Here is a 20,969-nt window from a genome sequence, read left to right as displayed (position 1 = left end):
GCTCAACGACTTGCTTGACTGCCTCTAACTTGAACTCTTCAGTAAACCGTCTTCTTGTACTCATGACACACCTCCTAATAGACTAAATATTAGGCTAGAAAGTGTCTATAGAAGTGGTAGCGATTCAAATTCACCACTAACCTCTTGAATCTATTGAGGTCTTAACTACAAGACCCCTAGGGCTTCTTTCTTATGAGAGCAGATAACCAAAGAAATCTATTAGGATTTCAAGAGGTTACGTCGCCTGATTATCGGTGTGTGAGCTTTTGTGTGACTAATTAAGCAATATATAAAAAATCACTACCTCACTCTTTGTTTTTCAAAATCAATGAATATTTGGAGCAACCATTTAACACTTGATTGCTCCAAAGTACTTTTATGTATGGAACTGAGCGTTACTTAAAGTAACGCTTATATAGCGTTTTGCATCGATCAACTGAATCAAGACCCATAAGTGACAGTCAGCAATTCTTACCAAACTTCCTAAACTCGACCAAAGCGCTCGTATGATCCCAACTCCATAGGTAAATCTCCCATCTTTTTGCAGAGAATGAAAATAGTGGGATCATTTCTTGCCCATCAGCGTAAGTAGTGCTGAGGTGGTGACCTTGACCCCAGTTTTGATGCTGGGCTCTGGTACTGGGGCGAAGTATGGAGAGTGATTGGAGGCCGGCTTCTTGCCACCCGGCTGGGCTGCGGCAGCGATTAGCTCGGGTGGATAAACGCCGATACTCATAGTCAACGATGGGACACCTTGAGCAGCATAGACCGAAAAATCTTCGCTCGGCGTCTGGGGTCGTGCAATATCGACTTGATCGGGCCCGAGGACACTCTTGATTGCTGCATCGACACGCTGAATCACGTCCTCGTCGTTGATAACCGAAGACACACCTTCGACGATGTTGATATGCGGTTCTGGCGCACTGGACATGGCTGCTGCTGCAATCGCCATTCTTCGAACACCATCCCTCAGCAGACTGCCTACTTCAGGCGTGTAGGAGCGGAGTGTGCCGCGAACTACCGCCTGATCAGGAATGATGTTGGCCACTGTGCCGGCCTGGAAAGCACCCAACGTGATCACGCCGAACTCGCGCGGGTCTTTCTCGCGGCTGACGATAGTCTGAACGTCGGTCACAAAGTGAGCGGCGATGACGATGGGATCAATGGTTTTGTGCGGTGCGGAGCCGTGGCCGCCACGACCCTTGAAGGTGATTTCAAAAGTATCTGCGGCCGAGTACGCCGGCCCCGAACGATATTGCACGCGACCGAATGCGACCTCGCCGTTGGTATGAATAGCCAAGGCGACGTCGGGTTTTGGGAAGCGAGTGAATAGGCCATCCACCACCATCGCGTGTGCGCCCTGCAAGGTTTCCTCGGCGGGCTGCGCGACGAACATGAGTCGGCCACGCCATTGATCCTTCAGCGCCACCATGGTGCTTGCAGTGCCGACCCATGAAGCCATATGCACATCATGTCCACAGCTATGAGCGACAAAACTTTCATTGCCGTTCGATATCGCCTTGGCTCTGCTGGCATAGGGGAGGCCAGTCTTCTCTTCCATCGGTAGCGCGTCGAGTTCGGTGCGCACCATGATGGTAGGTCCAGCGCCGTTCTCGTAGATTGCCACCAAGCCTGTCTTACCCACTCCCTCGGTGACAGTAAAGCCTAACGCACGCATCTCAGCCGCAAGTTTGGCTGCGGTGCGCTTCTCATCAAAAGCGATCTCGGGATGAGCGTGGATATCTTGGTAGAGCACCTCAAGCGTCGGATAGGTGCGATCAACTTGGGTAACCACAGCGCTGTTCATGGCTCCTGTTTGCGCGCTGGCGGTAGCCACGAAAGCAAACAAGGAGATCAAGCATAGACGGCAGACGAGGTGATGATGCATGAAGAATTTCTCTCCTGTTTGGTAGTTGAACTGAAGTCTCGCTGGGGAAGGCGATATATTCAAGAAAACTTCAGACTTGCTGGGGAACTAACCTTTTTAGTGGTTTCGCCATACTGAATAACGTCTCCAATCATCTCAGCTGTGCAGGCAGATAAAGTCCACCCAAGGTGTCCATGACCTGTGTTGTAGTAAACATTTGGCTTACTACCTTTGCCTACTTTCGGCATCATAGTTGGCATCATTGGACGCAACCCTGCCCACGGAACAACCGAGCGTGTACTGACTTCTGGGAAGCACTGATTAACCCAATCAACCAATGGCTTGATTCGATCTGCTCGAATATCTCGATTCACGCCATTAAATTCTGCTGTGCCAGCAACCCTAAAACGATCCACTCCCAGGCGACTGGTAACAAGCTTGGTTTCATCATCCAAAAGGCTGACATTAGGAGCGCCCTCTTGGCTCGCTTTGTCGTTCAAATTGACAGTAATTGAATAGCCTTTAACTGGGTAGACATTAACTCGATCACCCAGCTGAGAAGCAAGGTCACGACTACCAACACCAGCACAAACTACAACATTATCAAAAACGAGCTGGCTAGCTTGTCCATCTTTGCCTAGCATTAAGTTCACACGATTTCCATCAGACTGAATAGAAAGAACTTCATGCTCATAAATGGTTTTAACGCCCAAATTAGCTGCAGCTTCAGATAGCCCAAAAGTAAATTTATGAATATCTCCTGTTGAATCGCTCTCCGTGTAATAGCCACCGTAATACTTACCAGCTAGAGTAGGCTCGATTTCTTTCATCTCTTGTGGCGTTACAGCAATGCGCCCTAAACCACCTTCGGCTAGCATTTTGGAGACCTTTCCAGCATGATCAAATCCGGCCTTATCACGGTAGATATGCAAGATGCCTTCACGTTTTAAATCAAAATCGATACCCTCTTGCTTTGCCCAAGAAAATAGATGCTTTCTGGCTTCAATTGCCATATGCGCAGTCTGAACAGTATTACTTTTGTAATTTGGTATGGATGTAATGAACTCTGCAAACCAAGAAATCTTATGCCAGTCGGGCTTTAAGTTAATTAACAAAGGAGCATCCTTTTTAAATACCCACTTCATGCCCTTCATGATGGTTGACCAGTGATTCCAGACCTCTGCATTTGATGCAGAAAGCTGACCACCATTGGCAAAGGATGTTTCCATGCCAGCATAACGATGACGCTCAATGAGAGTGACATCATAGCCACGCTTAGCCAAAACATAAGCAGTAGTCACACCAGTGATGCCGCCACCAATAATTACAAATGATTTCATTTACAGATCCTCCAAACGTCAGGGTTTCCCATTGCATATGCACAAGGGGCCCCCTCTGTTCTGGACCTGAGAGATTCGTAAGCATGTAATGCTTACTTGCTCCTTCGGTGTTATTGGGTGACGAAGACCCAATATCTCTTCAGAGTTTGAAAATCATTTCGGTTCTTTTGCCTGAGAGTTTCCGGGGCGGTTGCTCCTTCGGCGCTGTAAAAACAGTCTCTCCCGAGAATGATTTAAATACTATCGATACTATACCTTCAAATACTGATTGACCAATTCTCTCCAAAATGTAGCGCCAATTGCAATATTTTCATCATTAAAATCATATGCTGGGTTATGCACCATGCATGAGCCAGGGGTATCTCCGTTACCTATGAATAGATAGCAACCTGGAACTTTCTCAAGCATAAAGGCAAAGTCTTCGCTGCCCGATAAAGCTGGTCCATGACGGGTTATTTCCGTCTCCCCAAAATAATCAGCAGCCACATTTCTCGCGAATTCAGTCTCTGCATGTGAATTTACCAAAACGGAGTAACCAGGTCTCCAGTCAACCAATGCGGTCAACCCAAAACTTTCTGCCTGAGACAATACAAGGGCCTTAATCCTCTTTTCCAAATCAATACGTACTTGAGGGTCCAGTGCTCTTACACTTAACTCTAGCTTCGCATGAGCAGGGATCACATTATTAGCGTGTCCGGAATTAAATGCTCCAACTGTAACTACAGCAGATTTTTGAGGATCGACGTTTCTAGAAATAATGGTTTGCAAAGCCATCACAATTGAGGATGCAGCAACTATTGGATCTAGCGCCTTATGCGGCATTCCACCATGTCCACCTACACCATTAATCTCTATAGTTGCGTAGTCACTAGAAGACATAGTAGGGCCATCACAAAATACAAAATGCCCCACTGGATAACCAGGCATGTTATGAATTGCAAAAATAGCATCGCATGGAAAACGTTCAAATAAACCGTCTGCCATCATGCGCAATGCTCCGCCAGCACCCTCTTCCGCTGGCTGGAAAATTAAATTCAAGGTACCCGAAAAATTTCTAGTTTTCGCCAGCTCTTTAGCTGCCGCCAATAACATTGCGGTATGGCCATCATGTCCACAGGCATGCATGACGCCATGATTGCAACTTGCCCACTGCGCACCAGTCTGCTCCTTAATAGGCAATGCATCCATATCTGCTCGCAAGCCAATCGACATTTCACCCTTACCATTTTTTAGGACGCCAACAACACCTGTTCCTCCAATGCCTTCGTGAACTTCATATCCCCACAATTTGAGTTTTTCTGCAACTAATGCTGCAGTTCTGTGTTCTTCAAAAGCTAATTCGGGATGTTTGTGAATATCTCTTCTAACTGAAATAAATTCATCAACCTCAATTAATGAGATGGTCTCTGCATTGTTCATTATTAGAGTCTCTTATTGAGGTTGCAAATTAATTGATTTTGCAATCGCTCTAAATTGAGCAGTTCCATCACCATATACTTTGTTTAGCTCATTCAATGTTTGAGGCTTGGCAATTAACAGACTATTGGCATCAAGACCGGATTTCACTGTTGGATCTTCCAGTACTTCTGCTAAAGCTCTATTCAGAGTTTGCGCGATAGGCTCAGGCGTATCTTTCTTAACAAAATATCCAGTCCAAATGGAATATACAAAACCCTTCAGACCCTTGCTCTCAGTGATCGCTGGGTAATCCTTAACCCCGTCTAAGCGTTTTGAGTTCAGCATTGCCAATACCTTGATTCTTCCTTGCTTGGCTAACTCATCATGTGACTTACCATATGGAGCCAAGAAAAAGTCGATTTGACCGCCGATTAAATCTTGTAATGCGGGTCCAGCCCCTTTATAGGGAACGTGGGTCATTGGAATCTTAGTTTCTTTAGATAACTGTTCGCCAAGTAAGTGATAAAAAGAACCAGGCCCTACGCTTGCATATGAGAGTGGCTTACCTTCCTGAGCAGATTTTTTTGCAAAGGCTAAGAATGAGTCAATATCCTTCACAGGCATATCACTTCTTACCAAAAAGGCGATTTGTGCAGAACCAATCATCTGCACAAGACGAAAATCTTCACTTTTAAATTTGATGGCTGAATTTGCCAACGGGCCCAAAATTAACTCATTAGGTGACCCTTGCATCACCAAGTAACCATCTGCCGGAGCATTGAGGACCTTTTGAGCTGCGATTCCACCGCTTGCCCCACCGATGTTTTCAACAATGACAGCCTCACCTAATTTTTTGGCGAGCGGAGGACTCACAATGCGAGCGATGACATCTGAAACGCCACCAGCTGGATAAGGCACAACCAAGCTGACAGGCTTATTAGGGTAGGTTTGAGCCCCCACATGGCTTACAGCAAATAATAGCCACAACGATAAGGCTACAAACTTAGAAAATTTCACTTGAAAACCCCTTTTTGATCAATGTAGGGCTATTCTAGATATCATAAAATAGAATGTCTAATGCATTTTAATAGCATTAAGTATGATTTTTAGTTATCAATGGAGGTGCAATTGACGCTCACTCAACTAAGACACATGGCTGAATTAGCCAAGACAGGCTCATTCATTAAGTCTTCTGAAAATTTATTTGTCACTCAACCAGCATTAAGCAGAAGCATCAAATCTCTTGAGGATGAATTAGGCGCAAAACTATTTGATCGACAAGGCAGACAAACAACTCTTACTGCATTTGGCGAAGAAATCTTAAGTCGCTCACAAATTTTATTAGATTTAGCAAAAGATATTAAAGAAACTCACCGTAATTTTAAAAATGGATTGAGTGGACAGATTCGAATCGGAATGGGATCAGGTGCTGGAGCATTGTTGATGACTCCGTTGTTAGAGCACATTGTAGTTCATTACCCCCATCTTCGTATAGAAGTAGCGAGAGGAAAAACAGGGATGCTAATCGAATCACTAAGGGCAAGAAAATTAGATGCGCTCATTATTAATGCTAGATCAATGTTGCCAGCCCTTGATTTAAAGATGGAGGTCATCTATGAGACTCCAGGGGCATTCATGGTTCGAAAAGGTCATCCACTCAGAAAGCTTAAAAAGATTTCTATTGACGATCTTAGAAAATACCCTATCGCATCTACTGCACTAAGCGAGGATACTGAAAAAACGATTATTGATCGTTATGGAAAAGACGCCAATCTGGATAATCTGGTCAACATAAAGTGCAGTGAAATATCAAGCTTAGTTGAGGTAGCACAGCAGAGTAATACCGTACTGCTTGCAATTCGCAATTCAGCGCTAGAGTTAGAAGAACTAGTCTTGACACCACCATTAAATGCAACCGCTCGCTTTGGATTTGTAACGATTGAAAATAGAACAGAATCCCCTTTGCTGCGGCACGTTAGAGACTTTGTTGAAAAGGATCTCAGCGCGAGACCCAATCAGATGGCAATCAAAAAAGAATAAAAAAAACCCGCCAGTGGCGGGCTAAACTTTCAATTTATGGAGATTTAAAGTTTTTAAAAAGTATGGCGCATACCTAAGGCATAGTTATTTAAACCTGCACTAGCAGTCTTACCGGCTGAAGTGGTTACATTTGAAACAGTTGTCTGACCGTAGATTGCATAGATATTGGTGCGCTTGCTTAACCAATAGTTTGAACCAGCTTGCCAACCATTAAAGTTCGCCGTTGGTGAGCTTGCACCCATCAATGTATAGCGGCCGAGACCTGCGGAAGCCCATGCCTCAATAGCGGGGGTGATGTAACTACGAACACCAATCTGCTCTGCCGAACGACCAAGGTAATAAGAGGATGAAATCGTAGAAGTGGCCTTACGCGTCAAATACTGTGCATATGCTTTTAAGATTCCAAAATCATAAGTAGTGCCTGCGTAAAACTGATTGTCTTGTACATTCAATCCGTTACCACCAGGCAAAGTTGGTGCTGTTGAAGCACCATTTGCTTGAGCGTTTGTCCACTCATGTGAGTCTGTTAGCGTTGTGTTGCTAGCCGTATATTGCTTCAACGCTTGATATGCAGCAGTCGCATAAAATTTGTTGTACGTGTAATCAACACCCAAACCCCAACCGCTTGCATTCGTATTTCCACCAGTAATTGTGCTACCTGATGTAGTCTGAGTTTCATTTTTATTATTGAGTGTATAAATACCACTCGCCGTAAAACCAGCAAATGAGTCAGTTTTAAATGACAATGTATTGGCCGTGCGAGCTGTAAAGCCAATGTAGCTAGTTCCAGCACTTGCACTAGCAATACCTTGAGCACTTGCATAGATAACATTACCAGTAAGATTGTTAAAGGCGCCTGGATCAGTCGCCAAACCTGCATTGAAGATTGGCGTATATTGCAATCCTACGGCTACTTGTCCAAGACCATTTTGCTTTAAACCAACGAATGATTGGCGATTAAAAAGCCCCCCATTTGCGTTTCCTGAAAGATCCGCATCTTGTGGATAAATTTGAAATTCAGTTGTAAAAAATGCGCTCTTACCACCGCCCAAATCTTCACTACCCCTCAAACCAATACGGCTTGAGCTTTCTGCATTTTGCCCAAACTGACTAACGGTTGTTTTTGTCTCTACTCCTGTAGTTGGACTAACTACTCTTGAATTACCACCTATATATCCTGCATCAATAATTCCATAGACCGTGACACTTGATTGTGCTTGAGCAGCGCCCGCACAAACAGCTGCTAAACCGGCCGCTGTAATAATTTTTTTCATTTCCTACTCCCTATACCTTTTTAACTTTCAATTAATTTGGTGATCCGAATGCAAAACCTGCAATCGAAGCCAGTCTAGGTAAAGTTTGTGATGATGTCTAATGCATTATGATGTCATTTAATATGATTTAAAGTAATAGTATTGATTTTACGCCTCACATCAGACACATCAGATCAACCTACAGAGTGAATCAAATTTGGATTACAAAAAAATGCCAATCATTTCTGATTGGCATTTTCTCTACAATGAAATTGGTACTGATATGCTTGCTAGTCTGCTTTTATATTCTTTGTAAAAATTACTTTACCCCAGCGATCGATTTCTTTATTGAGATAGACGCCCAGCTCTTCAGGTGAGGAGCCAATTGGTTCTGCTCCAATACTTTCAAACTTATCTTTGATCACTTGAGTGTTCATACTGGTAATTATTGCCGCATTCAATCTTGTAATGATTGGCTTTGGAGTATTGGCTGGCACAAAAACCGCAAACCAAGGTGTCACATCATATCCGGGTAAGCCTGATTCAGCGATAGTTGGAATCCCTGGGAGCGACTTTGACCGCTTGATAGTTGTTAATCCTATTGGTCTAAGCTTTCCCGAAAGAATATGTGGTTTTGCAGAAGTGATGCTATCGAACATGTAGCTCACTTGCCCGCCAAGTAAATCTGTCACTGCAGGTCCACTACCTTTATAAGGTATGTGTTGCATGTCAATTTTTGCTAAGGAAGTAAATACCTCCCCAGCTAAGTGAATAGACGTACCATTACCAGCAGAGGCATAAGTCAGCCTTCCCGGATCAGCTTTTGCATTTGCAATCACATCTCTAACGGTTTTTACATTTGGCTGCGTCGCATTAGTAACCAATACGTTTGGGACAACTGCAATTAAGCTTACAGGTGCGAAATCTTTGACCGGATCATAAGCCAATTTAGGATATAAAAATTTATTTGTAGCCATACCAATGGATGTGATCATCATCGTATAGCCATCAGGCTCAGCTCGAGCTACAAGCTCTGCACCAATATTTCCTCCAGCCCGGGTTTATTCTCAACAAAAATGGTTTGCCCAAGAGTTTTAGATGAACTATCCGCGAGCGCCCTAGCAATCACATCCATTGCACCGCCTGGTGGAAATGGAACTATCCATTTGATCGGCTTGGCTGGCCATTCTTGCGCAGAAGCCATTTGAATAGACAAGGTCATTAGACTAAATCCAATTACTCTAATGATTGCCTTAAGCCATTTTTTAGACTCCATCATGCCCTTTTCTGCCGGCTAGAGATATTGCTATGCAGGCAATCGCACCCGGTATAGCAAAAGCGTAAAAATTAAACTCCAAGGGCAAGCTTAAACTCAATAGAGTTCCTCCAAGAACAGGGCCTAAAATCGCGCCTACGCGACCTACTCCAGATGCCCAGCCGATACCTGTAGATCGTATTTTCAGAGGATAGTACTGAGCAACATAGGCGTACAGCAAAATTTGCGAACCAATCGTTGTGGCACCTGCGATTGCTACCAACAGATTCAAGACAATAAATGGACTCTTTACACCTAGCAAGCTAATGGATGTAGCTGCGCAAATAAAGAAAATTGTCAAAACCTTGCGTGGATGGAATTTGTCTGCAAGCCATCCTCCACCAACAGCGCCAAAGATTGCACCAATATTTAATACCATTAGGAACATCAGGCTTGAACCGAGTTCATACCCAGCTTTATTCATGAGTTTTGGCAACCAAGAACCTAGTGCGTACACCATTAATAAGCACATAAAGAAGGATGTCCAAAACATCAGCGTGCTCAATATGCGTCCATCTTTAAACAGGGATACCAATGGCACTGAACTAGAGGCATTTCCTAGGGGGTAAACATAATCATTAGAATGTAAGGCCGCACGTTCAGGGGCAATTTTTTGCAAAATTCGTCCAGCATCAGCGTTGCGATTTGATTTTATGAGGAAGCCCGGTGACTCTGGCAAGAAATATAAAATCACTGGCAATAGAAGCAATGGAATAATTGCTACAAAAAATACTGCGGGCCATCCATATGTTGGTATCAAATAAATACCAACACCTGCAGATAACATACCGCCTACGGAATAGCCGCTGAACATAATCGTGACTAAAAGGCTACGAATTTTCTTTGGTGAATACTCTGTCATTAAGGCCACTACGTTTGGCATTACACCGCCAATACCTAGTCCCGCGATAAATCTACAAATACCAAATTGGGTCAGATTTTCCGCAAAACCATTGATAAAGGTAAAGAAACTAAACAAGGTAACGCACATGGCGATTGTTTTCTTTCTACCAATCTTGTCAGATAGTGGCCCAAAGAACATCGCACCAAACATCATGCCAAATAATGCATAACTACCTAGGGTGCCAGCCTGCATTGGTGTTAATTGCCACTCAGCCATCAGTTTTGGCAAGACCACGCCGTAAATGACTAGGTCATAACCATCAAAAATAATGATTAAGCCACACCAAAATAATAGGCCCCAATGAAATTTACCAAACCTGGCCTCATCTATTAACTTATGAACATCAATTTGACTCATGACTAGTCTCCATCTCTTGTTTAACTTGTTTTGTAAAAAATTGTTTTATTGCTACATTAAATTCAGACTCTGCTTCAATATTGGATATGTGAGATGCTGCTAAAGAAGTGATTTGAGAACCCTGAATTTCAGATTGCATCACTCGCGCATCTTCAAGCGTAGTCACTGGGTCTTTATCTCCTGAGATGATGAGAACTGGAACGTTAATTTTTGAAACTTCCCCTCTCAAGTCTTCATTAGCCAAGGCTTCGCAGCAACTTGCATAGCCTTCAGGGTTCATATTTTTTAAATTAATGAGCAACTCATTTACCCCACTCCTATTGGAGCCATAAAACTCAGGGGTAAACCATCTGGAAGGGGCTGATTCTGCAACCCCATGCAAACCCTCTTTTCGTACAAGTGCTGCACGCTCATTCCATGCCTGCTCATTCCCTATTTTGGATGCTGTATTAGCAACGACTAAAGCTTCAATTCTTTTCGGTGCATGAATTGCTAACCATTGACCAATCAAACCGCCCATTGAAATGCCACAGAAAAATGCTTTATCGATACTCAAGTAATCCAAAAGACTAATAACATCTTTTCCTAATTGCTCAATACTGTATGGGCCTTTTGGAGCATTAGTTAAACCATGCCCCCTAGTGTCGTAACGAATTAAATAAAATTCTCTTCTTAATGCCTCAAGCTGACCATCCCACATAGAATGATCTGTTCCTAAAGAGTTAGAGAAAATAATTGCTGGTTTGTGAGGATCGCCATCTGTCAAATAGAAGATGTCAATTCCGTTAATGTGCGCAATACTCATTACTACTCCTAAACTCGTTCAATAATCATGGCTATGCCCTGCCCAACACCAATACACATAGTGCAAAGGGCGTATCTACCTTTAGTGCGAATCAGTTGATACATAGCTGCAGTTACTAATCGCGCACCAGATGCCCCTAGTGGATGCCCAAGAGAAATAGCGCCCCCATTTGGATTGACGTGCGCCGCGTTGTCAGGAAGACCAAGATCACGAGTAACTGCTAAAGCCTGCGATGCAAATGCCTCATTTAGCTCAACCACATCCATCTGACTAAGCTTTAAACCTGCTTTTTCCAAAACCTTCTTCACTGCAGGCGAAGGACCAAATCCCATGATTCTTGGAGCAACGCCAGCCGCAGCCACAGCCACAACACGCGCCTTTGGAGTCAGGGAATGCTGCTTTACACCAAGCTCTGAGGCAAGAAGTAAGGCGCAAGCGCCATCATTTACGCCTGAAGCATTGCCGGCAGTAACTGTGCCACCTTGTTTAACAATGCTTTTTAGAGAAGCTAAAGTTTCTAGAGTGGTGAGACGCGGATGCTCATCCTTAGAAAAAACAACAGGATCGCCCTTTTTCTGCGGAATATTTACCGGAATAATTTCATCGTCAAAGATGCCTGCAGCCTGCGCCTTTGCAGTACGCTGCTGACTAGTAAACGCAAATAGATCCTGATCAGCCCTGGAAATCCTAAAGTCTTCGGCAACGTTTTCTGCTGTTTCTGGCATGGAGTCAACGCCATACTGAGCCTTCATTAAGGGATTAATGAAGCGCCAACCAATAGTTGTATCTTCAATTTTTGCCGATCTTGAATACGCAGAGTCGGCTTTACCCATTACAAAAGGTGCCCGAGACATGCTCTCTACACCCCCCGCAATCATTAGATGGTTGCCGCCACCTTTAATTGCATTTGCAGCTATACCAATGGCATCAAGACTAGAGCCACAGAGTCTATTGATGGTGGATCCAGGCACTTCCACTGGTAGACGAGCCAACAAGCTGGCCATCCTAGCAACGTTACGATTATCTTCACCCGCCTGATTGGCGCAACCAAAAATAACGTCATCTAACATTGACCAATCAACAATATTACGCATCATGAGAGCTTGAATTGGTAATGCAGCCAAATCATCCGCCCTTAAAGTAGATAGTGACCCACCGTACCTACCAAAAGGAGTTCTAATGGCATCACAAATATATGCATTTGAATTATTTTTCATGATTGAGCTATAGATAAAGGTGCGTCAGTTAGTTTTTGCAGCTCGCCCAAGGTGAGCCCAGGAACCATTTCACTCACAACCAAACCGTTTGGTGTGACATCGATAACAGCAAGATCTGTATAAATGCGATTTACGCAACCCATACCGGTAAGTGGGTATGTGCATTTTTCAACAATCTTTGCCTCACCATTCTTGGTGACATGCTCCATCGTTACAAATACATTTCTTGCGCCAATTGCTAAATCCATTGCTCCACCTACAGCGGGAATCGCATCTGGCGAACCAGTGTGCCAATTTGCTAGATCACCATTTTGAGCAACCTGGAAAGCGCCCAATACACAGATATCAATATGTCCACCGCGCATCATCGTGAATGAATCGCCATGATGGAAATAAGAGCCGCCCTTTAATAGGGTGATAAATTCCTTCCCCGCATTGATCAAATCAGGATCTTCGTCTCCCTTAGCTGGAGCTGGACCCATGCCAAGAACCCCATTCTCGCTTTGCAAAAATATCTCTTTATCAGCATCAAGGTAATTAGCGATTTTTGTAGGCAACCCAATACCCAAATTTACGTAAGAGCCCTCCGGAATATCTTGAGCCACTCTTTGAACAATTTGCTCTCTAGTTAAACGTTGGTATGCCATTTTTATTTCCCCTTCACAGCAACAACGTGCTTTACAAAAATACCCGGTGTAACAACATGCTCGGGATCTAGATCTCCCAGAGGCACCACTTCATTTACCTGAGCGATGGTGCATTTAGCTGCGGTCGCCATAATGGGGCCAAAATTTCTAGCGCTCATTCGATAAGTAAGATTGCCCCAGCGATCACCCTTAAATGCTTTAATGAGTGCAAAGTCGGCATGAATCGGATACTCAAGCACATAGCCTTTGCCATTAATAACTTTGCTTTCTTTGCCTTCAGCCAAGAGGGTGCCAAATCCTGTTGGGGTATAGATAGCACCAAGACCAGCCCCTGCCGCCTGAATGCGAGCCGCTAAGTTACCTTGCGGGACTAATTCGAGTTCAATTTTTTTGGCGTAGTACAACTTATCAAACTCATAAGAGTCAGATTGCCTTGGAAAGGAGCAGATAATTTTTTTCACCTGGCCTGCTTTGAGCAAGGCAGCCAAACCGACATCACCATTTCCAGCGTTGTTGTTTACTACTGTTAGCTCTTTGGCTCCATGCTCAATCAAAGCATCAATTAACTGCGCAGGCTGACCAGCCGTCCCAAAGCCACCAATCATGACGGTTGAGCCATCTTTGATTTGTTTTATAGCTTCATGTATTGAAGCCGATGTTTTATCAATCATTCTTTTCTTTACTCTTTAATTTCAATAAATCTTTATCAAAAACAACATATGCAATAGATCCAATCACAATTCCCCAGAATGCTGATCCCAGACCTAAAAAAGTCATGCCAGATGCAGTTGCTAAAAATGTGATTGCGGCAGCCTCACGATGATCGGGTTCTTCTAAAGTGCTCATGAGGCTAGTGACGATTGCGCCAAGTAAAGCTAAGCCAGCCAAAAGCGCGATGAGCTCTTTTGGAAGACTGGTAAAAATGAGAACGATTGAACCTGCTAAGGAACCGCCAATTAAAAAGAAAACGCCGCTGAAAATGCCTGCAACATATCGCTTGTTTGGATCTTCGTTAGCTTCTTTGCCTGTACATAGGGTTGCCGTAATTGCTGCAGTCGTAGTGGTAATGCCACCAAAGAATGCGGTTACCAGGGACATGAAACTTGTAAAAGTAATAATGGGCTTAGCGGGCACGTGATAGTTCGATAACTTGAGGATTGCCATTCCCGGCAAGTATTGGCCGGTCAAACTTACTAGAACCAACGGTATTGCAAAGCTGAATGTTGATTCCCAAGTCCACACAGGAGTGATGAATTTAGGATGGGCCAAAGCTAGCCTGAAATTATCTGGATTAACATCACCAATGAGATATGCCAGCCCGATTCCTGAAAATAAAACAACTAAGATCGCGAATTTTGGTATCAACCTTTTGAATATCAGATAAATTCCAATCATCGATAAAGCCAAGGCAGGCATGGTTGATACAGATTTAAATATATTGATACCAAACTGAAATAGAATGCCCGCCATCATTCCGGCCGCTATTCCCTTGGGTATATGCTTTATTAGCTTGTCAAAGGTACCCGTAATGCCAATTAATAGAATGATCATTGCGGCAGTGATATAAGAAGAAATTGCCTCATTGACCGACATATGCGGAAATAAGGCGATTAAGAGAGCAGCGCCAGGAGCGGACCAAGCAGTAATGATCGGCATCTTGTATTTCCAACTGAGATAAATCCCGGAAATGCCACCACCAAACGATACCGCCCATACCCAAGAAGATAGAACTTCATTAGATACCTGAGCTAGAGATGCGGCCTGAAAAAATATCAGCATCGGCCCAGCATAGGAAATCAATACAACTAGAAATCCAGCCGTAATTGAAGAGGGTGAAATATCTTCGAAAAAGGCGCGCTTCATTAGCCCAAATCTCCGCCACCAACCGGTAATACTGTGCCAGTGATATAAGATGACTCATCAGAAGCCAGGAACAAAATCGCCCTTACCTGCTCCTCAATTGTTCCATACCGATGCATCAAACTGGAATCAATCGTTTGGTCAATGATCCCTTGATACCAAACCTCTTCTTGCTTGGATAATTTATTCTTGTTTCGGGGAATTTTTCTCGGAGGAGCTTCAGTTCCACCAGTGGCGACGGCATTAAAGCGAATACCATCTTTAGCATGCTCAAATGCTAAGCTAGCAGTCATCGCATTTACTCCTCCTTTTGCTGCGGCATATGGAATGCGGTGAATACTGCGAGTGGCAATAGAAGAAATATTTACGACAACGCCATGCTGTTGCTTAATCATCACTGGTAATACAGCCCTACAACACCATAAGGTTGGAAACAAGGAGCGACGAATCTCTGCTTCTATTTGATCTTCATCATAGTTCTCGTAAGGCTTTGCCCAAATAGTGCCACCGACGTTATTAACAATAATGTCGATCTTTTTAAATGCCTTTACTGCCTCGGAAATTAGTTTGGTAGCACCAGCATAGGTCTCTAAATCAACTTTAACCGTCAAAGACTTTGCTTTTAGCTTATCTAGCTTCTTTTCCACCTCATCAACTAGATCAGAGCGGTCAGCCAAAACAACCTTTGCGCCCTCTTTGGCTAAGGCAATTGCTACACCTTCGCCAATCCCCTGAGCAGCACCCGTGACAATAGCAACTTTATTCTTAAATCTTAGCGCCTGAGTCATCATGCACCTACAGCACTTGGAGAGAATTTCTCAAACAGGAAATTTGCTGGGGTAACACCCGCTCCAGCCAACCAATTTCTTACAGCATCCACCATGGCTACAGGACCACATAAGTAGACATCCACGTCGCCCTGATTTAGCCATTCGCTTTCAATATGCTCTGTGACATAGCCCTTGCGATCATTAGCACTTTCAGGAGAAGCTACTACTGTTCGGTACTCAAAACCAGGCAGCTTTGTTTTCATGGCTTCGAGCTGATCTAGGGCTACTAAGTCCATATCATTTGTCACACCGAATACCATCTTGATTGGATGCGCAGATCCCGATGCAGCCAAAGAGTCCAGCATCGATAAAAATGGTGCAATACCTGTTCCACCAGCGAGAAATAACACCGGACGCTTAACTTCGCGCAGATAGAAACTACCATTTGGTCCGGCAAATGAAATCGCATCGCCTGACTTACCAATGTCTGCTAGATACTGACTCATACGACCATTAGGGACATTACGCACTACAAAAGATGCAATGGATGCGCCTGGCGGAGAGCTAAAAGAATAGGCCCGCGTTAAGTCTGTTCCTGGAATTTGCACATTGACATATTGGCCAGGTAGGAACGTTAAAGAAGCAGGATCATCAAGCTCAATTGAGAACCCAATTGTTGAGTTCGATAGTTTTTCAATCTGTGCAATCTTGCCTGGGAATGATGAAGATCCAGTCTTACATGCGGCAGATGATGCGGGAATCTTCACCACACAATCCGACTTGGGCTTCATCTGACAAGCCAGGATCTGACGCTGAGCAGCTTCTTCCGGAGTAAGTGCATCCTCTATATAACTAGACTCAGGTAGATCGTAATCACCAGATTCACATAAACCACGGCAGGTACCACAAGCCCCATCCCTACAATCAAGCGGAATATTCACTTTCTGACGATATGCAGCATCAGAAAGTTTTTCGCCTTCGTTGCAGGAGATAAAGCGAGTTACCCCGTCTTCAAACTGTAGTGCGATGTTATAGCTCATAGCATTCCGCCGATGTATTAAATGTGATAGATATCAATGACTTGACTGATGTAATCATTTTTAAGAACGATGTATTTGTTCAAAATGATTGGCTTATCGCCAGAGAAGTCGATTACATAACGAGACATACCAAAGTAGCTGTAGTTGGTTTTGTATCGATGACTTAGGGTGTGCCAATTAAAGCGAACCGTACAGATATCACCATCACGCTTCTCTAACTCAACATTAGTAATGTTGTGACAGGTTCTTGTGTCGGGCATAGTTGCGCTTGAGCGTTCAGTCTTAATGCGGAATACACGATCCTCAAGGCCTTGACGATTTGGGTAATAAATCAAAGAAATTTCTTCTTGTGGATTTGTTACCAACTCATCGTTATCGTCCCAGGAAGGCATCCAAAATTCAGCGTCTGGGCTATAGCAATTAAGCCACTCATCCCACTGCTCATCGTCCAATAGGCGACTCTCGTAATACAAAAATGCATTGATATCTAATATGGAGATCGTTTTCATGCGCTCACCTGCTCTTGCTCAACTGCCTTTTTCATTGTTTCAAGCCAATAGCGATGCTGAACTGTGTACAGGCCCTCATCTTCAGTTTTTAGACCGCTCAATACGGGCTTTAGTCCAATTTCTTTAGCCGCATCGTCAGCGCCGTCAATCCAATGCTCTGAACCACGACACATATCGTTCCACTCGATCGTCTTTGCAGCAAAGCCTTCCTGGCAAGCTCTAAACTCTTCTAAGTCATCTGGAGTAGCCATACCGCTCACGTTAAAGAAGTCTTCGTATTGACGGATTCTTCTAGAGCGTGCTTCTGCTGATTCGCCTTTAGGAGCAATACAGTAGATAGTGACTTCAGTTTTATCAACAGCCAATGGGCGCAGCACGCGAATTTGGGAGCCAAACTGATCCATTAGGTACACGTTTGGATATAAACAAAGATTTCTAGAGCGTTCAATCATCCAGTCAGCAATTGGTTTGCCAAACTTATCGGAAAATTCCTGGTGCCTCGGGAAATTTGGCCGGTCCTGTGGATTAGCCCACTTTGTCCAGAGGAGCATATGGCCGTGATCAAATGAATAGAAGCCACCACCCTGCTTACCCCACTTACCAGCATCCATCGCCTTGATGTTGTCCTCGCGAATTGCTTCTTGCTCTTTACGATGGTTGGTAGTTGCAGCGTAATTCCAATGAACAGCAGATACGTGATAACCATCAGCACCGTTTTCTGCCTGAAGCTTCCAATTACCGTTAAAGGTATAAGTTGAAGCGCCCTTCAATACTTCGAGTCCATCAGCAGATTGATCCACAATCATGTCAATGATCTTGGCGGCTTCACCCAAAAAGTCCTTTAAAGGGGCAACATCATCATTCAAGCTACCAAATAAGAAGCCGCGATAGCTTTCAAACTTAGGCACCTTCTTGAGATCGTGTGAGCCTTCCTTGTTAAAGCACTCTGGGTAGCCGGCCTCCTCTGGATCTTTTACCTTCAAGAGCTTTCCGCTGTTATTAAATGTCCAGCCGTGGAATGGGCAAGTGAAAGTAGCCTTGTTGCCGCGCTTATGACGACACAACTGAGCGCCACGATGGCTACAAGCATTCATCATGGCATTCAGTTCACCCTGACGATTACGAGAAATGAAGATTGGCTGACTACCAATATAGGTAGAGTAGTAATCATTGATGTTTGGGATTTGACTTTCGTGCGCCAAATAAATCCAATTACCCTCAAAGATGTGCTTCATCTCTAATTCAAATAAGTCTTTATCGGTAAATGCACTACGGTGGAGGCGATAGTCGCACTTCTCTTTATCCTCGACTAGAAATTCATCAAGGCTTTTGAGTTTTGGACTGTTATCTACATGAATTGGAATCACTTTTTTATCCTTTATGAAGGGGGTGCAAGCACCCCAAATTCAAATTACGCAGCGAAGTGGGCTCTATCAACAATTCCTGAAGCAGCTCCAGGCTTCTCAACCACTAAATGAATATCAAAATCAATGGATACATAAGGCTTACTCACACCTTTTGCCTTCATTTCAGCTGGATCACTTACACGAACTAGTGGCGGTACCAAACCTTCACGACTAGCAAAAGCGAAGTCATCCCAGAGGTACTTGTCACCATCAATATTGATTTGAGTAGTTAACTTTCTATGACCAGGTGCCGTCACAAAATAGTGCACGTGCGCCGGACGCTGGCCATGGCGACCCAATAGATTCAATAATGCTTGGGTAGACCCATCCGGAGGGCATCCGTAACCATTTGGCACGATGCTTTGCATGGCATAACGACCATTCTCATCAGTGATGATCGTGCGACGTAAGTTATACGCAGGCTGAGTCCTGTCAAAGAATGAATAGCCACCCAATGTATTGGCATGCCACATTTCCACCTTTGCATTAGCTAATGGCTTACCATCCGCGCCAAAAACTGTGCCCTGCATAAACAGTGGATCAGCTTTATCCACTTCAGAGCCATCATCCATTCGAGCAAAACCTTTAGACTCTGGAGCGCCGGCAACATACAAAGGGCCTTCAATTGTGCGGGGAGTTCCGCCTGCCAGGCCAGCCTTCTCATCAGCCTCATCGGAACGTATATCTAAGAAGCGCTCTAGACCAATACCGGGGGCTAAAAGACCCAATTCATTACGGGCACCGGCTTCTGAGAAATACTCTAAACCTTTCCAAAACTCTGTTGGGGTGATATCTAAGTCTTCAATCGCTTTGCATAAATCAGTCACCAGGCGAAGAGTAATTGCCTGAACTCGCGGATTGGCAGGAGAATCCGCTGCATCTACGATCCATTCTTTTGCTAATTTTTCAATTTCTGTATGTTTCATTTTGTATCCTTAATAATTAATTTGATTTACTAAATTTCAATGTTGTTGAGTTGAGTTTTCAATGGATTAACTGTCATCTCCTCTTATAGAAGATGGATGTCTACATAAAGGCATTACTTCAATTTGCATATATGGGAAGAGTGGCAGTGTGGAAATTGCTGTATGCAACTCATCTACGCTCTCAACATCAAAAATGCTGATATTTGCGTACTGACCTGCAATACGCCATAAGTGACGCCACTTGCCAGATGATTGCAAGCCTTGTGCAATCTCTTTTTCTTTTGTCTTTAAGGCTGTCGCTTCTGCTACCGGCATGTCCGGTGGCAAATTTACATTCATACGTACGTGAAATAACATGCTGTCTCCTATTTAGGCAGTTATCAAATCAACTTGATCGGAATGACCTTGTTGACGCTTTAAATAATTTATTTTTTCTATATCGAGCTGGATACCAAGGCCTGGGCCAGTTGGTACTTGCAAGCTGAAATCCTTGTAGACCAGTGGCTCAACCAAGATTTCCTCAGTAAGCAATAAGGGTCCAAATAACTCTGTGCCGAAGGCAAGGTCATTGAATGTTGAAAATACGTGGGCAGAGGCAGCAGTTCCTACTGCACCCTCAAGCATGGTTCCACCATACAAGCTGATACCAGACAGCTCAGCAATAGTTGCTACTTGAAGCGCTGGAAACAAGCCGCCGGATTGATTAATCTTCACAGCGAATACATCTGCTGCATATTTATTGGCAAGCTCTAATGCATCACTAGGACCATGCAATGCCTCATCGGCCATGATGGCAACATCAAATTGATTGGTCAGGCGAGCCATGCTGGCTTTATGAATTGCTTTAACTGGCTGTTCAATTAAATCAATGCAGCCAGCTTGCAGTGCTGCAATACCTTTAACTGCATTTAACTCACTCCAAGCCTGGTTTACGTCTACACGAACACTAATATCTGGGCCCAGTGCTTTTTTGATTGCCAAGACATGCTCTACGTCAGCTTGGACTGAACGTAAGCCAATCTTTAATTTGAAGATATTGTGACGGCGCAGTGCAATCATCTTCTCCGCTTCAGCGATATCTTTATCAGTACTACCGCTTGCTAGAGTCCAAGCTACAGGCAACTGATCGCGAACTCGACCGCCAAGCAATTCACTAACTGGAATGCCTAAACGCTTGCCTTGTGCATCGGTAATCCCCCCATTTTTAACTTAAGCTAAAAGTAGAAGCTGGTACTGCAAGTGCTAGTTTTTGCTTTGGTGTAATTCCACCCAAGCCCATGTTTGGTCTTTCATGATTGTATGTCCACATCCAATC

General features: G+C 44.0%; 19 protein-coding genes, 2 pseudogenes and 1 riboswitch. Of the genes and pseudogenes, 1 reads left to right on the top strand and 20 read right to left on the bottom strand.

The window, feature by feature from the left end; all coding sequences use genetic code 11:
* From VC182_RS11640 to VC182_RS11095, 5 genes are all read right to left on the bottom strand, one after another.
* Window positions 1-64 (bottom strand): transposase (locus tag VC182_RS11640; protein ID WP_223146557.1); only part of this gene is annotated, 64 nt, incomplete at its 3' end.
* A 501-nt stretch (window positions 65-565) separates the two neighbouring features.
* Window positions 566-1,888, bottom strand: a complete 1,323-nt coding sequence (locus tag VC182_RS11110) for an amidohydrolase (protein WP_215318848.1) — start codon at window positions 1,886-1,888, stop codon at window positions 566-568.
* A gap of 59 nt (window positions 1,889-1,947) precedes the next feature.
* Window positions 1,948-3,207 carry a D-amino acid dehydrogenase gene (locus tag VC182_RS11105; RefSeq protein ID WP_215318846.1) on the bottom strand — a complete coding sequence of 420 codons (1,260 nt, stop codon included), beginning with the start codon at window positions 3,205-3,207 and terminating at the stop codon, window positions 1,948-1,950.
* Window positions 3,208-3,356: 149 nt separating this feature from the next.
* Window positions 3,357-3,442: riboswitch (glycine riboswitch) on the bottom strand.
* Between the two features lie 14 nt (window positions 3,443-3,456).
* Window positions 3,457-4,626 carry a M20 aminoacylase family protein gene (locus VC182_RS11100; protein WP_215318844.1) on the bottom strand — a complete coding sequence of 390 codons (1,170 nt, stop codon included), beginning with the start codon at window positions 4,624-4,626 and terminating at the stop codon, window positions 3,457-3,459.
* A gap of 12 nt (window positions 4,627-4,638) precedes the next feature.
* Window positions 4,639-5,622 (bottom strand): Bug family tripartite tricarboxylate transporter substrate binding protein, encoded by a 984-nt coding sequence (locus VC182_RS11095; protein ID WP_215318842.1) that lies wholly within the window; start codon window positions 5,620-5,622, stop codon window positions 4,639-4,641.
* A gap of 99 nt (window positions 5,623-5,721) precedes the next feature.
* On the opposite strand from VC182_RS11095, the gene VC182_RS11090 reads away from it, so the two are divergent.
* Window positions 5,722-6,645 (top strand): LysR family transcriptional regulator, encoded by a 924-nt coding sequence (locus VC182_RS11090; RefSeq protein ID WP_323485319.1) that lies wholly within the window; start codon window positions 5,722-5,724, stop codon window positions 6,643-6,645.
* 53 nt (window positions 6,646-6,698) lie between these two features.
* Here the strand turns inward: VC182_RS11090 and VC182_RS11085 are convergent, their stop codons facing one another.
* The 15 genes and pseudogenes from VC182_RS11085 to VC182_RS11015 form a co-directional block, all read right to left on the bottom strand.
* Complete coding sequence (locus tag VC182_RS11085; protein ID WP_215318837.1) at window positions 6,699-7,919, bottom strand: porin; 1,221 nt, start codon at window positions 7,917-7,919, stop codon at window positions 6,699-6,701.
* A 269-nt stretch (window positions 7,920-8,188) separates the two neighbouring features.
* Window positions 8,189-9,120, bottom strand: a pseudogene (locus tag VC182_RS11080) (tripartite tricarboxylate transporter substrate binding protein).
* A gap of 43 nt (window positions 9,121-9,163) precedes the next feature.
* Window positions 9,164-10,474, bottom strand: a complete 1,311-nt coding sequence (locus VC182_RS11075; protein WP_323485318.1) for an aromatic acid/H+ symport family MFS transporter — start codon at window positions 10,472-10,474, stop codon at window positions 9,164-9,166.
* Window positions 10,461-11,279, bottom strand: coding sequence for a 3-oxoadipate enol-lactonase (gene pcaD / locus VC182_RS11070; protein ID WP_323485317.1), 819 nt, complete (start codon window positions 11,277-11,279; stop codon window positions 10,461-10,463). The genes VC182_RS11075 and pcaD overlap by 14 nt, the downstream gene beginning before the upstream one ends.
* Before the next feature lie 8 nt (window positions 11,280-11,287).
* A complete protein-coding gene (gene pcaF, locus VC182_RS11065; protein ID WP_072582878.1) occupies window positions 11,288-12,496 on the bottom strand; it encodes a 3-oxoadipyl-CoA thiolase in 1,209 nt (402 codons plus the stop codon).
* Window positions 12,493-13,143 carry a 3-oxoacid CoA-transferase subunit B gene (locus tag VC182_RS11060; RefSeq protein WP_068949221.1) on the bottom strand — a complete coding sequence of 217 codons (651 nt, stop codon included), beginning with the start codon at window positions 13,141-13,143 and terminating at the stop codon, window positions 12,493-12,495. Before VC182_RS11060 ends, pcaF begins: the two co-directional genes overlap by 4 nt.
* 2 nt (window positions 13,144-13,145) lie before the next feature.
* Window positions 13,146-13,814: a 3-oxoacid CoA-transferase subunit A gene (locus tag VC182_RS11055; RefSeq protein WP_068949222.1), complete on the bottom strand. Its 669-nt coding sequence runs from the start codon at window positions 13,812-13,814 to the stop codon at window positions 13,146-13,148.
* The gene (locus VC182_RS11050; protein WP_323485316.1) at window positions 13,807-15,006 is read right to left on the bottom strand and encodes a benzoate/H(+) symporter BenE family transporter; all 1,200 of its coding nucleotides are present in this window, start codon (window positions 15,004-15,006) and stop codon (window positions 13,807-13,809) included. Before VC182_RS11050 ends, VC182_RS11055 begins: the two co-directional genes overlap by 8 nt.
* Window positions 15,006-15,791 carry a 1,6-dihydroxycyclohexa-2,4-diene-1-carboxylate dehydrogenase gene (locus VC182_RS11045; protein ID WP_323485320.1) on the bottom strand — a complete coding sequence of 262 codons (786 nt, stop codon included), beginning with the start codon at window positions 15,789-15,791 and terminating at the stop codon, window positions 15,006-15,008. Before VC182_RS11045 ends, VC182_RS11050 begins: the two co-directional genes overlap by 1 nt.
* A complete protein-coding gene (benC, locus tag VC182_RS11040; protein ID WP_323485315.1) occupies window positions 15,791-16,813 on the bottom strand; it encodes a benzoate 1,2-dioxygenase electron transfer component BenC in 1,023 nt (340 codons plus the stop codon). Before benC ends, VC182_RS11045 begins: the two co-directional genes overlap by 1 nt.
* A 17-nt stretch (window positions 16,814-16,830) precedes the next feature.
* A complete protein-coding gene (gene benB, locus VC182_RS11035; RefSeq protein WP_071466649.1) occupies window positions 16,831-17,322 on the bottom strand; it encodes a benzoate 1,2-dioxygenase small subunit in 492 nt (163 codons plus the stop codon).
* The gene (benA, locus tag VC182_RS11030; RefSeq protein ID WP_323485314.1) at window positions 17,319-18,689 is read right to left on the bottom strand and encodes a benzoate 1,2-dioxygenase large subunit; all 1,371 of its coding nucleotides are present in this window, start codon (window positions 18,687-18,689) and stop codon (window positions 17,319-17,321) included. The genes benB and benA overlap by 4 nt, the downstream gene beginning before the upstream one ends.
* A gap of 44 nt (window positions 18,690-18,733) precedes the next feature.
* Window positions 18,734-19,654: a catechol 1,2-dioxygenase gene (catA, locus tag VC182_RS11025; RefSeq protein ID WP_323485313.1), complete on the bottom strand. Its 921-nt coding sequence runs from the start codon at window positions 19,652-19,654 to the stop codon at window positions 18,734-18,736.
* 66 nt (window positions 19,655-19,720) lie between these two features.
* Window positions 19,721-20,011 carry a muconolactone Delta-isomerase gene (catC, locus tag VC182_RS11020; protein ID WP_215320811.1) on the bottom strand — a complete coding sequence of 97 codons (291 nt, stop codon included), beginning with the start codon at window positions 20,009-20,011 and terminating at the stop codon, window positions 19,721-19,723.
* 12 nt (window positions 20,012-20,023) lie between these two features.
* Window positions 20,024-20,848, bottom strand: a pseudogene (locus VC182_RS11015) (muconate/chloromuconate family cycloisomerase); the annotation flags it as partial.
* Between the last annotated feature and the right edge of the window lie 121 nt (window positions 20,849-20,969).

This window comes from Polynucleobacter sp. AP-Nickl1-40-C4, from assembly GCF_035012665.1.
Taxonomy (GTDB): Bacteria; Pseudomonadota; Gammaproteobacteria; order Burkholderiales; family Burkholderiaceae; genus Polynucleobacter.
This window is presented reverse-complemented; position numbering and strand designations above follow the sequence as displayed.

Bases quoted from the DNA above. Each gene is read 5' to 3' on its own strand.
- VC182_RS11110 (WP_215318848.1), bottom strand. From the start codon at position 1,888: ATGCATCATCACCTCGTCTGCCGTCTATGCTTGATCTCCTTGTTTGCT.
- VC182_RS11105 (WP_215318846.1), bottom strand. From the start codon at position 3,207: ATGAAATCATTTGTAATTATTGGTGGCGGCATCACTGGTGTGACTACT.
- VC182_RS11100 (WP_215318844.1), bottom strand. From the start codon at position 4,626: ATGAACAATGCAGAGACCATCTCATTAATTGAGGTTGATGAATTTATT.
- VC182_RS11090 (WP_323485319.1), top strand. From the start codon at position 5,722: ATGGAGGTGCAATTGACGCTCACTCAACTAAGACACATGGCTGAATTA.
- VC182_RS11085 (WP_215318837.1), bottom strand. From the start codon at position 7,919: ATGAAAAAAATTATTACAGCGGCCGGTTTAGCAGCTGTTTGTGCGGGC.
- VC182_RS11075 (WP_323485318.1), bottom strand. From the start codon at position 10,474: ATGAGTCAAATTGATGTTCATAAGTTAATAGATGAGGCCAGGTTTGGT.
- pcaD (WP_323485317.1), bottom strand. From the start codon at position 11,279: ATGAGTATTGCGCACATTAACGGAATTGACATCTTCTATTTGACAGAT.
- pcaF (WP_072582878.1), bottom strand. From the start codon at position 12,496: ATGAAAAATAATTCAAATGCATATATTTGTGATGCCATTAGAACTCCT.
- VC182_RS11060 (WP_068949221.1), bottom strand. From the start codon at position 13,143: ATGGCATACCAACGTTTAACTAGAGAGCAAATTGTTCAAAGAGTGGCT.
- VC182_RS11055 (WP_068949222.1), bottom strand. From the start codon at position 13,814: ATGATTGATAAAACATCGGCTTCAATACATGAAGCTATAAAACAAATC.
- VC182_RS11050 (WP_323485316.1), bottom strand. From the start codon at position 15,006: ATGAAGCGCGCCTTTTTCGAAGATATTTCACCCTCTTCAATTACGGCT.
- VC182_RS11045 (WP_323485320.1), bottom strand. From the start codon at position 15,791: ATGACTCAGGCGCTAAGATTTAAGAATAAAGTTGCTATTGTCACGGGT.
- benC (WP_323485315.1), bottom strand. From the start codon at position 16,813: ATGAGCTATAACATCGCACTACAGTTTGAAGACGGGGTAACTCGCTTT.
- benB (WP_071466649.1), bottom strand. From the start codon at position 17,322: ATGAAAACGATCTCCATATTAGATATCAATGCATTTTTGTATTACGAG.
- catA (WP_323485313.1), bottom strand. From the start codon at position 19,654: ATGAAACATACAGAAATTGAAAAATTAGCAAAAGAATGGATCGTAGAT.
- catC (WP_215320811.1), bottom strand. From the start codon at position 20,011: ATGTTATTTCACGTACGTATGAATGTAAATTTGCCACCGGACATGCCG.